Genomic DNA, 15,299 nt, shown 5'->3' with positions numbered 1-15,299 from the left:
AAACCCATTGGTGCCGCCAATTGCCTGGCAGCCGTCCAGCTTTGCCTGACTTGAGGCATGATAAGAGGTCTTAAAATGAACACCGCATTCGCAGGCATTGATTTTGGAACCTCCAACTCAACCGTGGGCATCTTTTCCGGCGCAAGCCCTGAACTTGTGATGCTTGAAGACGGGCACAGCGAAATGCCGTCAGCTATCTTCTTTAATTTTGAAGACGAGCAGATCGTTTATGGACGCAAGGCGAAGGAAGAGTACATCAGGGGTGATGAAGGCCGCCTTATGCAGGCGCTTAAAAGCGTTTTGGGCACATCCCTCATTCAGGAAAAAACGGCTGTCATGGGCGGCCGTATGGCTTTCAGAGATATTATCGCGCTTTACCTGCGCCAGCTGAAACGCAAGCTGGACGCACACATGCAGGACAATGTCTCCAGCGTGGTTTTGGGTCGCCCAGTGCATTTCATTGATGGCGATGAAACAGCTGACCGTGCTGCGGAAAAGACGCTGGAGGGGATCGCCCGTCAGGAAGGGTTTGAGCACATTGCCTTTCAGTATGAGCCGATTGCAGCGGCGCTGGCTTATGAGCAAACAGTAACGCGCGAAGAGCTTATTCTGGTACTGGATATTGGCGGCGGTACCGCAGACTTTTCCGTCATTCGCGTTTCACCAGAGCGCAAAAACGCAGCAGATCGCACCAGTGATATCCTCGCCAATACCGGTATTCATATCGGCGGAACCGACTTTGACCGGTTGCTCTCACTTGCGCAGGTTATGCCGCATCTGGGCTATAAAACGCTGACCAAAGATGGCAAACGCGCCCTGCCCTCAAAATACTATTTTGATCTGGCAACCTGGCAGTTCATCAACCAGCTTTACTCGCCCAATATCCTGCGAGAATTGGGGGAAGTGCGCCGCGAAGCAGCGCAGCCTGATCTGGTGGAACGTCTGCGCGAAGTGATCCGCGCAAAAGACGGCCACATGCTGGCCACCCGCGTGGAGCAGACCAAGATCGACCTGTCCTCTGCAGAGATTGCGAGCCTGAAGATTGAGCTGGAGGAAGAAGACGTTCTGGTTGATGCAACCAACGCTGATTTCCATGCCGCCATTGGCCCATCCGTTGGCAAAATCGAAGCCACCATTCAGGAAGCGTTGAACAAGGCTGGCGTAACCGCAGATCAGATCAACAGCATGTTCCTCACTGGCGGTACAACCCGCATCCCGATGCTGCGCGAACACTTCAAGTCCTTGATGCCAAACGCGTCTGTGGTTGAAGGCAACGTCTTCGGCGCTGTTGGCCTTGGCCTTGCAGCAGATGCCCGCCGCAAGTTTGCATAGGGTTATCGAACCAGAACCATGCTGAGTAGGCCTGCGCTTTGCTCAGATTGTTTTAGCTGCTGACGAACGTGCGTACTCCTTCCCAAAATGCACCAAGAGGCCACCGGGCCTCTTTTTTCTTGCCTCGTCTCAGCATGAACGAATAGCCCCTCCCCCACTGCGGCGTAAGAACAAAATCCTTTGCCTTGCAAAAGGTGTTCCCCCTCAAAAACAACACCCCATATTTAAATCTATATTTTCTCTCTACCCTGATTTCGGAATTGTCACTTTCAACCAATTCAGGTTCCCTAGGTGCAAATGTTAATGAATTCTTAAGAGGAGAGGTGCTGCCGGAGGGTGGATTGGGCGCCTTGAGGGGGGCATCATGAAACAGTGGCAAAATTGGTGTTTCAAACAAGGTTGGTTTTACCAATTTGCCAGCATGATGGTTGCGTCCTTCATGGTCACATCCAGCGGTGCAACCACGCTTCGCGATGCAGTAGAAGATAGCTTCCTCTTCACCTCAGCTGAAACTGGCGGGAGTTGGATCAAGGCATCAGAGCAAGAGAAGAACGACCTGTGCCTGAGTGTTCTTGAGGCCTATCTGGCCCTTCACCTGAACACCCGAACTCTTGAGATTTACAACAAATCTGAGAGTGAGTTGAAGGCATTTGTCGCAACGCTAACAGACACAAAAGGCGTCCACTCTCCTGAGACCCTTGAGCTTGTAGGGAAAGCATCCGAGTACACCCTTAACACACTGAATAAATTGAGCATTTCAGCGAAAAGCCAACTCATTACTGCGCGTGCAAAGTACGTTGAGCTGACTGGAGAAGGAGCATCAAATCTGCAGTCCTCCCTCGGTCCGTCTCTCTTCAGCGGGTCCACGCTCACCAGAGACAATCGCAGAACTGAGAAGCGTTTTCAGCGTGCCGTTGACCAGCACAAACAGCTGCAATTTCATGCAGCTCGGAGGGCACGTGCCTATCATCAGGCCCGCGCGGCCAATCTGGTTGATCCGGCATTGTTTGCGGAGTTTCTGAGTGCCCTCAATGATCTGCAAAAAGCAGACCTGGAACTGGCGGTCTCTGAAGCTGACCTCGTACGCCTGCATTTTCAGGCGAGAACCAGACAGTCAGACATACTGCTGCATCTGGGGCTTTCCCCCCGGCTGCTTGAAAAGAAGAAGCTCGCCCGCAGGAAGTATCTGGCACGCAGCACGTCAAATAAGCACAGAGTACACCGGAAGAAAGAGGAGACGCAGCCATGACGAACCTGACCGCAACGCCCGCGACTGCGCCTTCTCAGTCCGCACCACCACCAATTCTGCTTGCCGAGCCGCTTGCGCCCTCCCGAACACCAATCTTGATGGTGCGGGAGCAAGGCCAGCTTGTTGACCTCTCCAAAACCATCGGCACAGCAAAACTTATCCGTGATGGAGACGAGCTTCATATTTTGGATGGGAATGGGCAGATTGTTGTCATTGAACAGTTCTTTGGTGGACCTGCCAATGAATTCTTCATTTTGATGCCATCTGGTCCGCTCACAACACAGAGCCAGTTTCTGAAGGCCGTTGAAGTCGAAACGGCCCCAAGACTTGGCAGCTTTCAAGTTGACCTCCCCTCCCCTGCCCAGAAAGAAACGGAGGATGCTGACAAGTCCTCAGAAGAAACCAATTGGCAGCCCATATCCAAAACAAGTTTGCAGCCAGTTCACCACGAACCAGCGCTTGAAAAGCTGAACAGTCTTACGCAGTCTGATCAGCTCTCTGAAAACACGCAGGATAACTATCAGGCTGTTCCACTTGTAAGCGCTCTTAACACACAATCAGAGAACATCGTCGTTCCGCAGTTGTCTATCTCTGATCTATACGTTCAACCAAACAGCACAGTTACCCGGGCAAGTAATCTTCCTGTCCATTCTGTTCAGGAAGCATCCTTTCGCACATCCACCAGTATTTCAGTCAGCGATAGCCTCGCTCTTGATTTCGGCGTGGATGGAACCAACTCCCGCGCACTGCTCTTTACACTTGATGCAACCGGACGCCCACTCGGCCGCTCAGGTGATCCGCTCGATATTACCTGTGGCGGTGCGCGGGTTCTTTTTCAATCTGAGTTTGGACCGCAAGGCCAACACATTTTGAAGGGTTTGAAAGGTGATGGAACACTTGTTTTAAAGGTCACGCTGGACCCGAATACACAAAACGGCGCCTACAGCTATGAGCAGTTTGCGCCGTTGGATCACACGGGCAGTGCGACGGACCTTTTAATGAGCTTCCGTTTCATTGCAAAAGATGCAGATGGTGACACTCTTGTTTCTCATCTGGACATCCGCGTTGAAGATGATCCGATGCCGGCCGAATGGAATCTGACGGCTACAGTGTCAGAAGGCGATCCCGCTGAAGCCACAGCCTCAGGAGACTTGCCGATCAATGCATCGCAAGGCCCTGTCTTCTTATCCTGGAACACAGCATCTCCGGTGGAAGGATTCAGCTTTCATCAGGAAGGACAAACGCTCCTGATCTTGCAAGGCAACAAAGTTGTTTTGTCAGTCACGCTCAACTCAACAACGGGCACCTATAGCGTCACGCAACACAGCGCGATCAATCATGGAGCTGATGCAGACGCCGTCTTCAATCTCAGTTTCAGTGCAACCAACACGCAAGGCCAGACGACAGAAGGCAAGCTTCTGGTCTCTTCGCTGGATGATGCGCCAAAAGCATTTCCGCTCAACCAGATCAGCTTTGACGAAAGCCAGTTGAGTACCCAAACCGAACTGAGCTATTCCTCTGAGTACCTGCCTCATTCAGCAGGAGCAGACACTGCCGCGATCAGCTGGCAATTACCTGATGATCCCGAAGGGCTGATCTACATTATTGAGGGGCAACAGCTCAGCGTTCTGCAAGGCGATACGCTCATTCTCAGCGCTCAGTTTACAGAGAGCAAAGGCGCTTACGCCGTTCAACAGCACAATCCCTTGCAACACCAAAATGGCGTAGACCAGCAAACAATCAGTCTTCCCTATGTGATTACGGATGGAGATGGCGATACCGCCGCGGGTCACTTTCAGGTGTCGATTAAAGACGACAATCCGGAAGTCGGAGAACCGGTCCACCTCCGTTTAAGTGACGACGCATTCGCTTCAACAGGGTCAGCACATGCACTTGCTGAGGATACTCATGACTTAACCGGTGTACTCCCCATCTCAACTGGTGTAGATGGAGGGCAGGTTTCATGGACACAGTCCGCTCTCCCTTCTGGCTTCAGTTGGGATTTGACTGGCGAAAAACTGACGCTTTTCCAAAACACGACGGCAATTTTCACCGCGACGCTGAATTCCAGCAGTGGCGTGTATTCTGTCGGTCAGCATGCGCCGTTGAACCACGCTCGGGGTATTGAGCAGTTTCAACTGCATTATGTTGCAAGTGATGCAGATGGCGACACCGTTAATGGTCAGCTTCAAATCACGATTGCAGACAGCACGCCCGTCCTCAGTTCCGCGCCTGAAGCACTTAGCCTTTCAGGAAATGCTGTCTTCGAAGCGCGTATGAACGATGAAGCCTCGATCGTTCAAAGTGGTGATTTGAACGTTCATTGGGGCGCCGACACACAGTCTGCAACGACGCTCACCTTCTCTTCCAGCATGAGCGGCAGTCTTGCTCCCTTCACTGTCAACGGCGCTCAGGTCTATTACTCCATTGAAGGTACTGGCAATCAACTCAGCGCGAAGACGCAGGATGGCACGCTCGTTTTCACGATCAAACTGGATCCCACCGGATCAGGAAACTACGAGGTCGAGTTCTTCACACCGATTGACCATACATCTGCAAGCGAGGTTTCATTGTCGTTTTCAGCAGTGGCTTCTGACGGTGACGGAGACACGATCCCTCTGGACTTCACCTTCAGCATCTTGGACGGAAAGTCATCGGCGTCCCCTGATCAGTTTTCTGGTACGGAAGATACACCGCTTGTGTTGGATCTGTTAGGCAATGATGCTCTCAGCAGTGAAGGCTTCACTGTTCACATCGTCTTGGCACCTGCCAAGGGCCACCTCTCTCAGAACCTGGACAATACGTTTAGCTACACGGGTCACCCCAACGCCAATGGCTCGGACAGCTTTAGTTATTACATTGAGGATGCGGATGGAGAGCGCAGCGATACCGTCACCGTCTCTATAGAGCTGTCACCGGAAAACGACGCACCCATCTTTTCAGGTGTAGACCAAGACACGCCGCTTCACATGAACGTGGAAGATGACGGTCCCGATACTGTGTTCACGGCAAATGCTTCAGATGCAGATGGAGGCCCTCTCCATTTTTTTCTCGAAGGGTCTGACAAGGCCCGTTTCAACATTGACGAGCAAACCGGCCAGGTAAGCTGGAAAGAAGCTGTATCCTTCGAAGCGCCCATGGATCTGGACGGTGATAACATCTATGAGATCACTGTAGTCGCGAAAGATAGTTCTGGCGCGGAGGCTGCGCAACAGTTCCGCATTGAAGTCACCGAAGGCACGAGTCCGCCCGCTGCACCGCCCACCATTTTCCTTCACACCCGAAAACCTGGCAGTTACCAAGTCAGCTGGACTTTCGATGAAACCTTGTATTCTTCTGAGCTAATGGGCCACATTCAATCCACGCCTTGGGTAGAAAGTGGAGATGACGGAGAAGCTAAAGCCGCCAGCGATGGTTCCTCAGATATCTACATTGACGCCGATACTGGCGAATTGGTTCTCTCAGATCGATCCGGTTCGTCTTCAGAGGGAGACGACAATCTTGCCTGCATCAGCAAAACGTTTGACCTGACAGGCGCGCAAAGTGCCGCGATCCAACTCACATACGCAGCAGAGTTCGCAACGAACGGTCCGGCGAAGTCATTCTACATTGAAGCCCTGTTGGCTGATGGGTCCGTCCACCAGATTGGCGAGATTTCCAGTCTGATCAGTCACAATCAGTCCCAGTCGATCAACCTTGATCTAAGCGATTACATCTCATCTGCGACAACGATCCGTTTGGTTGCACCAGCGGATCTCACCGCTGCAGACACATTGAGAATTGAGGATCTGACGGTTTCGATAGTCCAGCCAGAGCCACTGGAACAGCAACACTTTGAGGCATCCTTTCAGCTTGGAGATGACGACTTGGCAATTGCCAAGTCTGCCAAGATCGACGGAGTGCAGGATGAGATTTCGGGCCTGACACTCAAACTCTTCAATGCGCAGAATGGTGATCATCTCAATTTCTTGGATGTCGACGGCGTCCACAGCCAGTTGGAAGACAACGGCAGCGGAGTTATGACACTCACGTTCTCTGGAATAACCGATGCTTCCACCTATCAGAATTTGCTGAACTCAATCACCTTTACAACCACATCTGAAAGCTTGCAGGCGCGTAGCCTCTCAGTCGTTGTTCACTCCGAGGATGGGAACTCCAACCCGTCCATTACCAGTATTCAAGTTCACCTCAATCCAGATGATGGGTCAACCGATCCAAGGAACCAGATTGACGGGACAGCCGGCGACGACATTCTGAAAAGCACCGATGAAGATGATGTTATCAATGGTTTTGAAGGCAACGACCACCTGACTGCCGGAGCCGGATCAGACGAACTTACAGGTGGTGAAGGCTCTGACATCTTCTTCTTTGAGCAACTCAACGGAGCAGCAGATCACATCACAGACTTCCAGTTGAAGAGCTCCGCAGGCAGAGACCGAGACGTTATAGATCTATCCAAATTGCTCGAAGATTATAGTGATAAATCATGGGATCAACATTATCACTTTCCCGACCAGTTCATTCGCATAATAGAAAATCAAGCAGGACAATACGCAGTGCAAGTCGACTTGGATGGAAAAGATCATAACGAAGATTGGGAAACTGTCACCACAGTGCATGTCCAAGACACAACGACAAATGGAGCAACAATGAGTGTCGAAGTGAAAGGCTTTATGCCGGAGATCGAGCTCCCAATCGAAAATGCATTCCCAATGACCTAGGCAATCTTACCAAACTTGGCAGCTGCCAAGTCGAGAATTTTGAAATATAATCACTATTCTGCTCTGGTAGAGCTTGTTCTCCCATACGGTATGACTACACTTCTTCTGACATTGCTGCAGAGGAAATTCCATGCGTTCAGATACCCCCATTCAGAAGTTCGTCCATACGGGAGATCATAAGATCTGTCTTCATGAATGGGCGGGCGAAGGTCCTACATTCTTGCTTCTCCATGCCACAGGATTTCATGGACGCGTCTGGGATTACATCATCAAGCATTTTCCCGGTCGCCATGTCATAGCATGGGATATGCGCAGTCATGGCCAAAGCGACAACGCCGCCTTACCGAAACTCTGGACTGATCTGGGAGATGATTTATTCGCAGTGGTCGAGCAACTCGGGCTCAATCAAGTATTCGGTGTCGGCCATTCCTGTGGAGGTCATTTGTCTATCTTGGCAGCTGCCAAGTTTCCTGAACTCTACAAAAACATTCTTCTGTTGGATCCAGTCGTGTTTCCAAAACCGCTGCTTCCGTTCTTCAAGCAAATCGCAGATCAGGACCATCCGGTTGCCCGGCGCCGAAACCAATGGGCCGATGTAAGTGAAATGTACGAGCGGTTCAAAACCCGCAAACCATACAACAGCTGGTTGCCTGAAATTTTGCAGGATTACTGCGATCACGGATTAATCGCTTCAGAGCAGGGCGAAGGATACCAACTCGCTTGTCCACCAGATGCTGAAGCCGAGGTTTATCGCACTTGTTACGGAGACCACATTTATCCGCTTCTGGATGCTGTGACTGTGCCAACAACAATTGTACGCGCACGTCGTCGGCAACCGGATGAACCCTTGCATGATTTCTCACCATCGCCCTCCTGGGAGCTACTGGCAGAGAACATGCCCAATGCAAAAGATATTTACGTTCCCGATCACACTCACTTCTTGCCAATGGAAAATCCAGCCGCCATTTTGAACATGATGGTTCAAATGGAAAGGGGAGAGCAAATTCAGTGGCAGGGTGATGGAGCGATCTTGAACGACATGTAAACACCAAGTTTGGCAGCGGACCTGAGGAAAATCGGAACCTGCCAAGTCAGGGGAGGGGAATATGGGGAATTTTGAAATACACGGCGCGTTGGGCTCACCATACTCAATGAAGGTGCGTGCAGCGTTCCGAGCGAAACGCATTCCACACGCATGGAAGCTCTGCGCACCTATGGGGCCAAACAGCCCAACCAAGCATGTGAAGATTCCAGTCATCCCTGTCGTCAAGTATCCGGATGAGACGTGGGTGAACGATTCCACTCCGCTGCTTCTGGACCTCGAGGCAAAAGGGGAGGGGAGGTCGCTTGTTCCCAACGATCCACTGATACGGTTCGCGTGTTACCTGATTGAGGACATGGCAGACGAGTGGCTTGTGAAAGCCATGTTCCATTATCGGTGGTTTTATGAGGAAGACCGAAAGATCGTGCCGAACTGGTTGCTTTACGACGCTTGTCTTGGTCTGGATGAAAAAACCATCAAGGCAATGGGCCAGCAGTTTGGCGCGCGTCAGATCAGCCGCATGCCAAAGGTTGGATGCACTCCGGAAACAGCGCCTATCATTGAAGCATCCACCAAGCGTATGCTCTCTATTTTAGAACAAGCGGTTTTGTCCAAGCAGCATTTCTTATTTGGCGATATGGCCTCATTGGCAGATGTGGCTCTCTTCGGCCAGCTCTACCAACTCAAAGACGACCCAACCCCGTCTGCCATGTTGCGAAAGGAGTTCCCTTTCGTCTTCCGCTGGCTCGACCACATAGATGACGCCTCCGGCTTTGAAGGTGATTGGATCACCGAACTTACTCCTGCAGTCAAAGAGCTTCTTAAGATGGCAGGCGATACTTATCTACCGTTCCTGTTAGCGAACTCCAAAGCCATCGACAAAGGGGAGGCGTCCTTCACTGCAGATCTGCCAGAAGGTTTCTTTACGCAAGACATCTTCAAATACCAGAAGAAATGCCTCGACCGCCTGCGGGATGAGTGGGCAAAGCTGACGCCTGAGCATCGTGAAACACTGAGCGAGTTTCTCATTGGAGGGACAGAGATCCTCGACGTCTCACTGGTGCAGCCCGCCTCTTAAAAATCTGACTTGGCAGCAATTGTTGGCAGCTGCCAAGTCATCTACGCCCTGCCAAACTCACCTGCTTGTGCGTTACTTTTCCCCAAAATCGGCAGAAAACTGCGATGGTGTGCATCAAAATGTATCCATCAACGACGCTTATCTGCCCAAATTGTAACCGAGTTTGTCAGAGTTCAAGATGAGCGACAGCCGATTACAAAACTCAAATTGCTCTCTTTCAACTGATCCCCGATAGTCCCTTCAACGCAATCAAACAGTGTCTTTACCCCAAACAGACATGTTGGACGACCGAACCACCGGAGATCAGAATGAAAAGAATTGCTATTGCAAGCGCCGCTCTCGTTACTCTTTCTGGCGCAGCTTTCGCCGATGCTTTGACTTTTTACGACAGCAACGGCACCAAGACGATTATTCAGACAAACTCATTAACCGGATGCGTTGCCATTTATGACTCCGGACGCAATCCACTCCAGATCTGCCGAATGAATGCGGCGCCTGCTGCAGTTGTTGTACCAGCCCCAACCACAACAGTTATCACTCCGGCCCCGGTCGCTGACGCCCCCAAAGCATGGGACCGCCGTCAGGACAGAGCAACCGCGCGCCGCGTCATTCGCAGAACCGAAGCTCGTCAGGATCTTTTTGACTAAGCTTCACCTTTAAAGTTGCCTTAAATCCCAATGCTGGCAACGGTGCCCGCCTCCTACCCGAGGCGGGCATATCTTTATGAAAATGCGAGATAACCTGAATAGAATATTTCCCAATAATTTTAATGGGTTAGTGAAAGTGTAACGACCTGTCACAAGGATCAGAACGGAGACGTTCTCTTACACTAATTGGTTTGCACTTAACGCAGCGTCCACGCACTGTCTTCATGAGCTATCGACTTACAAAAAAAAGGAGCCCCCATGTTCAAGGCAATCGCTCTCTCCCTGTCTCTCCTCTTTGCAACACCTCTCATCGCACAGGCGGATCCTGGCAAGGGTCAACGTTTGGAAATGATGGCTGAAAAGCTGCAGCTGACGGATGAGCAGAAAGAAAAAGTCCGCCCAATCATGAAGCAATCCATGGAAGAGCGCCGCGCGATCCTGAAAGATGCTGGCATTGAGCGTGGCAAGAAGCCAACCCTCTCACAACTGCGCGAAGTTCGTGGTCCAATGCAAGCGTCCAGAGAAAAGATGAATGAGCAGATGGCTCAGGTTCTCAGCGCAGAGCAGATGGAAAAGTTCAGCGCGATGCAGCAGGAAATGCGCGATAAAATGAGAAAGAAATTCAAAGAAGGCAAATAAGACAGCGTGCCGACAAAAAGGGAAGGGGAGCATATGCTCCCCTCTCATATCAACCAAGTATGGTTTCAACTTTCCGCTTCAGATCAACCATTGCTTCCCGATAAGGCCCTGGTCCAAAGCTCACCCGCGAAACGCCAAGCGTTCCAAGCTTAGCGATTTCAGGCATGCCCTTCATCATGTAAGCATTCACAGGCAGTGGCACGGCCTCGCAAATCTGAGCGATCAGGTCAGGATCAGTTAAGCCCGGAATGAAGAACCCACTGGCACCAGCCTCGGCATAGCGCTGTCCACGCAGCACAACTTCTTCCACCAAGGCAGCATGTTTGCTGGCATCTGGTTCCTGCAAAAACAGATCAGTTCTCGCATTGACGAAAAACGGAATGCCTGCTTCATCTGCAGCGTCCCGAAAGGCTGCAATCCGCGCACATTGCTCATCGACCGAGTAAAGGCCGGAGCCCTGGACCTTTTGATCCTCAAAATTGACGCCAACAGCACCCGTTTTTATAATCCGAGCTGCATTTTCCTTCACATCCGCAGGACTATCTGCATAGGCGCCTTCAAAATCGAGAGAGAAGGGGACATCCACGCTTTCCGCAATGCGGCTTGCGATGATCTCAACCAGCGAAAGCGGGATCTCTTCGCCATCACCATATCCATGAGCCGCAGCGACGGATGCACTTCCCGTTGCAACGGCCTTGGCACCTGCCTTCGTGGCGGCCTGAGCCGTGCCCGCATCCCAAATGTTGTAAAGGACGATTGGTTCACCTTTTTTATGCAAAGCGGCGAACTGTTTTGCTTTATCAGCCTGAGACATCAATAAGGCCTTTCGATCTTGCTATTTTCAATTCAACATCAATCAATTTCTGCTTGCGCCAAAGCCCGCCACCATATCCGGTAAGGCCACCATCCATCCCAACAACACGATGGCATGGAATGACAATGGCAATCTGGTTTGCTCCATTTGCACGGGCAACAGCGCGGGTAGAACTGGGTTTCCCAATCTGTTTGGCCAGCTGGCTGTAGCTTTTGGTTGCGCCGATCGGAATACGGCGCAATTCGCGCCAGACATCCTTTGTAAACTCGGTTCCGTGCATAACCAGCGGCACGTCAAAATCCAGTCGTTTGCCCTCAAAGAACTCTCGCAGTTCTGAGGCGATCTGGTCGGTTGGTGCAGTCCGGCCAAGACCCAGATCACCCTTAACTTGCTTACGCAAACGGGCAAGTTCTGCAGGCAGTGCTTTGCGGTCCGCAAACTCCAGCAGATGTAGTGCGCGATCATCACTCACGCCAATCATTGTACCAAGCGGTGTATCGAACCAATCCGCCTTAAGGAGACCATCGCCTTTCAGTTCCGCCGGTTTACATCCCAGCAAACGGGCAAATGCCTGCCGGAAAGCATCCGGAGACGAAAACCCTGAGGCCAGCTGCGCATCAACCACCTTGCCCCCGTCGGAAAGCGTCTCAAATCCATCCCGCAACCGAGAAAGCCGCGCCATTTCCAAAAACGTAATCCCAAACTGACGCTTAAAGCTGCGACGAACGGTCGAAGGATCCAACCCAAGCTGCGCAATATCTGCCTCGGACCATTTATGGTGCGGTTTGGCCTCAAACTCACAGAGCAGACGCGTCACCACTTCATCATTGTCGGCGGACGTACCCACCGGATGGCACCGTTTGCAAGGGCGGAACCCAGCTTCAAAGCATTCGGAAATGGTCTCAAAGAAACAACAATTCTCAAACTTTGGCTTGCGGGCAGGGCAGGTGAGGCGACAAAACACTCCAGTTGAGCGCACACCAACATAAGCCCGGCCATCAAAGTCCGGATCTCGGTCAATCAGTGCCTGATAAAGCACTTTGTTATCTGGAAGTTCAAAAAGCATAATAATTGCTGGACCCTATTCGAGGTTAACTTGCTCAAAATGGTCGCTCATATGGAGGTCTGTTGTTTCAAGCATGCCGGGTCCTAAATTCTCAAATTTATGCGGAATATTTGCAGGTCCAAAAACAACATCCCCTTTCTCCGCAATGAACTTTTCATCTCCAACAGTGAACTGTGCCCGGCCTGATCGAATTATAAAAACTTCATCGTACTTATGAACGTGAAGTGGCGGGCCACCACCAATCTTGTCAGTTGAAAAAAACAGTATTGTTAGTGGTGTACCAAGGTCATTACCTTCTACTCGCCCGTACCAAAATGAATCCTTTGTGGCCCAATCATTTCGCCTTAAATGCTTTGGCACTCCGGATGTATCTGTATCGTAAAATTCCGTTTTACTTTTACTCATAGTATTGTTTGTCTCCCGTAAATCATGCTTCTCTCAAATTTATAGCAACGCTAAGCGCTCAATTAAATATATAGCTGAAAACGATCACAGAGGCGCACGGTTTTCGGGCGTCTATTAAGGACATCTGCTTTCATGTTACCTCAGCACCTGACCAAAGCTAATCAATAGCAGGATAGAGCAAAGCGCCGAATGCAGAAATTATGCAGTACCAGTCGGGCTCTCGATCAACCCAAATTCAGGTTTGCAATGCGAACTTGCATAACGCGGGCTGGGGTGTAGGTGTCGGCGATCACCTCAAACTCGGTCTCGCCGCAATCAATGAAGCCGAGCTTTTGGTAAAACTGCTTGGCTTCCTCATTCCCTTTAAGCACATAGATTCCGGCGACTTTATCCTGGGGGAACTCAGAGACAGCTTGTTTCATCAGCGCCCGGCCCAACCCTTTGCGCTGAAAGTCGCTGGCCAGATAACACGCCCAGATAAAGACCACTTCGCCGCGAAGGGCACAGGCCAAAGACCCGACGATCTTCTGCTCGCTCTTGGCAAGGTATAGATACCCGTATTCTCCAGGAACAACGCCGCCCAGATCTTCGCTTTCCAGTCTTGCAACCAATTGCTTGGTCAGCTCAGTGCCCAACTCATCCTCATGGGCCTGTGTCCAGGCTGCCGCCAGAAAATCACGCAGCTCCTGTTTGTCGTCCTCCTGAAACAACGTGATCAGAGGCATTTGCGTTGTAGCTGATCCATGAGCCATGAGTTTCACATCCAATTCTAATTGCTAAGGGCAAACCACCCAACCCAGCGCTAGTTATCTGCAACAGAGGACCCGGAGGCGGCCAGACCAAACAACGTGCGGTGCAAGGCCAGCTTTCCATCAATTGCCCGGTCAACACAAGCGCGGAAATATCCAGCTGGTCGCGCAATGCTTTCCGGATCGCGCAGGGCTTTCTCAACCGTGGTGATCAAAACCGCAGAAGCCGTATAATCGCCAACTCGTTTTCTTGCATCAAACCAGCCTTTTTGAGAGAGGCCAATCAGCAAACGCATGTCATCGGACGCATCAATCAAACTGCTCCAGCTGGAAAGATCGAGCCCAATTGCAGCTTGAGTTTCTGCAGTTGCTGAACTGATCAACCCAAAGGAAACCTCAGACAGGAGAGGGGAGAACTGATCGCTTTCATGAGGATCAACATGTTCTGACCAGTTCAGACTTTCAGCTTTGCTCAGCTTTTGGCTTGTGGCACGGGTTTCGCTTTTTGGTTCCTTTTCAGGAGCCATTTCAAATCGGGTGTAACCTGATTTGCTTGTATTTATGGATGCGTCGTTAGACGCGTTCCGTTGTTGCTTACTTTTTATCCAAGAGTCTTGAGAGGTTGTATTATTATATGGGGTGACATGGTTGTCTTCTGCGCATGACATTTTTGAGTTTCTATCAAAAAAAACATCATGATCAGCAACATCAGCATCACCCTTTTCCGTTGGTGTTTCGTTCATTTCAAAGCGAGCCACTAAAAGTTCATGAAGCATGGTCAGTGCCTCAGCGCGGTCAACAACACCCATTGGCTGGTCCATCAACTCATTGAATGAGGATGCGATCTCTGAGACTTCCAGTTCCTCAAGGCTGGCAAGACGGAACAGGTCTGCCATAGCTCTTGAAAGCCGGCTTATTGTACGCTTGGCTTCCTTTTCCTGGGCAAGACGGGCTGCAAACTCAGCACCAATCTGCTTCAGTTCAGTCAGACGTTGACGTGCCGGAGAGAAATCCAGCCCATAGCCACGCTCAATCTGACGATCTTCACCCGCGCGGTAGATATAACGACGTCCCGTTGGGCTATCTTTGTAAGCAAGAACACCAGCTTCCACCAGCCTGCGTAACGAGCGCACGACAGTACGAGAGGAGCGGCTGACATACTCAGCGAGTTTTTCATTGGAAATTGCGACAAGCGGACGGCGGTCCTGCGACCAGTCCTCTGCAGCCGTCAGGCCAATCAGAATATCGAGAATATGATAGGTGGTCCCATCAATTCCCAAAGCAGGCGCGGCCTTCTTCAAAGCCATTGCGACCTCTGATTTTGTCGTCTTCACAATGTCATTGGCCATCGCCAGTTTTTGACTGGCAACCATTGCCGGCGTCAGTTTTCTGAACGACGCCACTGAACCAACAGATTGCATAGCTACACCGTTCACCTACTAGACTTAGTAGGTGTTCTCATGGGTCAGGACGCAAAACATCCTCCCCAAACTGAGGATAAACGGGACAAACTAGCGATTAGCATGCAGAAAGACGCTTCAACACCTTGGTGAAGGG

General features: G+C 51.0%; 12 protein-coding genes. 7 read left to right on the top strand and 5 right to left on the bottom strand.

What is annotated here, in order from left to right; translation table 11 throughout:
* Window positions 1–75 precede the first annotated feature (75 nt).
* The 7 genes from PsAD37_RS09850 (at window position 76) to PsAD37_RS09820 (ending at window position 10,708) form a co-directional block, all read left to right on the top strand.
* Window positions 76–1,332 carry an Hsp70 family protein gene (locus PsAD37_RS09850; RefSeq protein WP_063296003.1) on the top strand — a complete coding sequence of 419 codons (1,257 nt, stop codon included), beginning with the start codon at window positions 76–78 and terminating at the stop codon, window positions 1,330–1,332.
* A gap of 364 nt (window positions 1,333–1,696) precedes the next feature.
* A complete protein-coding gene (locus PsAD37_RS09845) occupies window positions 1,697–2,581 on the top strand; it encodes a hypothetical protein (protein WP_063296002.1) in 885 nt (294 codons plus the stop codon).
* Window positions 2,578–7,302 carry an Ig-like domain-containing protein gene (locus PsAD37_RS09840; protein ID WP_063296001.1) on the top strand — a complete coding sequence of 1,575 codons (4,725 nt, stop codon included), beginning with the start codon at window positions 2,578–2,580 and terminating at the stop codon, window positions 7,300–7,302. The genes PsAD37_RS09845 and PsAD37_RS09840 overlap by 4 nt, the downstream gene beginning before the upstream one ends.
* A 130-nt stretch (window positions 7,303–7,432) precedes the next feature.
* On the top strand, window positions 7,433–8,347 hold the full coding sequence (locus PsAD37_RS09835; RefSeq protein WP_063296000.1) for an alpha/beta fold hydrolase: 915 nt from the start codon (window positions 7,433–7,435) through the stop codon (window positions 8,345–8,347).
* 61 nt (window positions 8,348–8,408) lie between these two features.
* Window positions 8,409–9,422 carry a glutathione S-transferase family protein gene (locus PsAD37_RS09830; protein ID WP_063295999.1) on the top strand — a complete coding sequence of 338 codons (1,014 nt, stop codon included), beginning with the start codon at window positions 8,409–8,411 and terminating at the stop codon, window positions 9,420–9,422.
* Window positions 9,423–9,730: 308 nt separating this feature from the next.
* Window positions 9,731–10,069 carry a hypothetical protein gene (locus PsAD37_RS09825; RefSeq protein ID WP_063295998.1) on the top strand — a complete coding sequence of 113 codons (339 nt, stop codon included), beginning with the start codon at window positions 9,731–9,733 and terminating at the stop codon, window positions 10,067–10,069.
* 258 nt (window positions 10,070–10,327) lie between these two features.
* A complete protein-coding gene (locus PsAD37_RS09820) occupies window positions 10,328–10,708 on the top strand; it encodes an LTXXQ motif family protein (protein WP_057462934.1) in 381 nt (126 codons plus the stop codon).
* 49 nt (window positions 10,709–10,757) lie between these two features.
* Here PsAD37_RS09820 and PsAD37_RS09815 read toward each other — a convergent pair whose 3' ends face one another.
* From PsAD37_RS09815 to repC, 5 genes are all read right to left on the bottom strand, one after another.
* Entirely contained in the window at window positions 10,758–11,522 is a 765-nt protein-coding gene (locus PsAD37_RS09815; protein ID WP_063295997.1) for an isocitrate lyase/phosphoenolpyruvate mutase family protein, read from the bottom strand.
* Window positions 11,509–12,588: a bifunctional transcriptional activator/DNA repair enzyme AdaA gene (locus PsAD37_RS09810; RefSeq protein ID WP_063295996.1), complete on the bottom strand. Its 1,080-nt coding sequence runs from the start codon at window positions 12,586–12,588 to the stop codon at window positions 11,509–11,511. The genes PsAD37_RS09815 and PsAD37_RS09810 overlap by 14 nt, the downstream gene beginning before the upstream one ends.
* Window positions 12,589–12,603: 15 nt before the next feature.
* Complete coding sequence (locus tag PsAD37_RS09805) at window positions 12,604–12,993, bottom strand: cupin domain-containing protein (protein WP_063295995.1); 390 nt, start codon at window positions 12,991–12,993, stop codon at window positions 12,604–12,606.
* Between the two features lie 224 nt (window positions 12,994–13,217).
* Entirely contained in the window at window positions 13,218–13,745 is a 528-nt protein-coding gene (locus PsAD37_RS09800; protein WP_063295994.1) for a GNAT family N-acetyltransferase, read from the bottom strand.
* 50 nt (window positions 13,746–13,795) lie between these two features.
* Window positions 13,796–15,163 carry a plasmid replication protein RepC gene (gene repC / locus PsAD37_RS09795; protein WP_063295993.1) on the bottom strand — a complete coding sequence of 456 codons (1,368 nt, stop codon included), beginning with the start codon at window positions 15,161–15,163 and terminating at the stop codon, window positions 13,796–13,798.
* Window positions 15,164–15,299: the final 136 nt, after the last annotated feature.

Source organism: Pseudovibrio sp. Ad37, assembly GCF_001623075.1.
Lineage (GTDB): Bacteria > Pseudomonadota > Alphaproteobacteria > Rhizobiales > Stappiaceae > Pseudovibrio.
The sequence above is the reverse complement of the archived record's forward strand: the minus strand, read 5'-3'. Positions and strand labels throughout refer to the sequence as shown.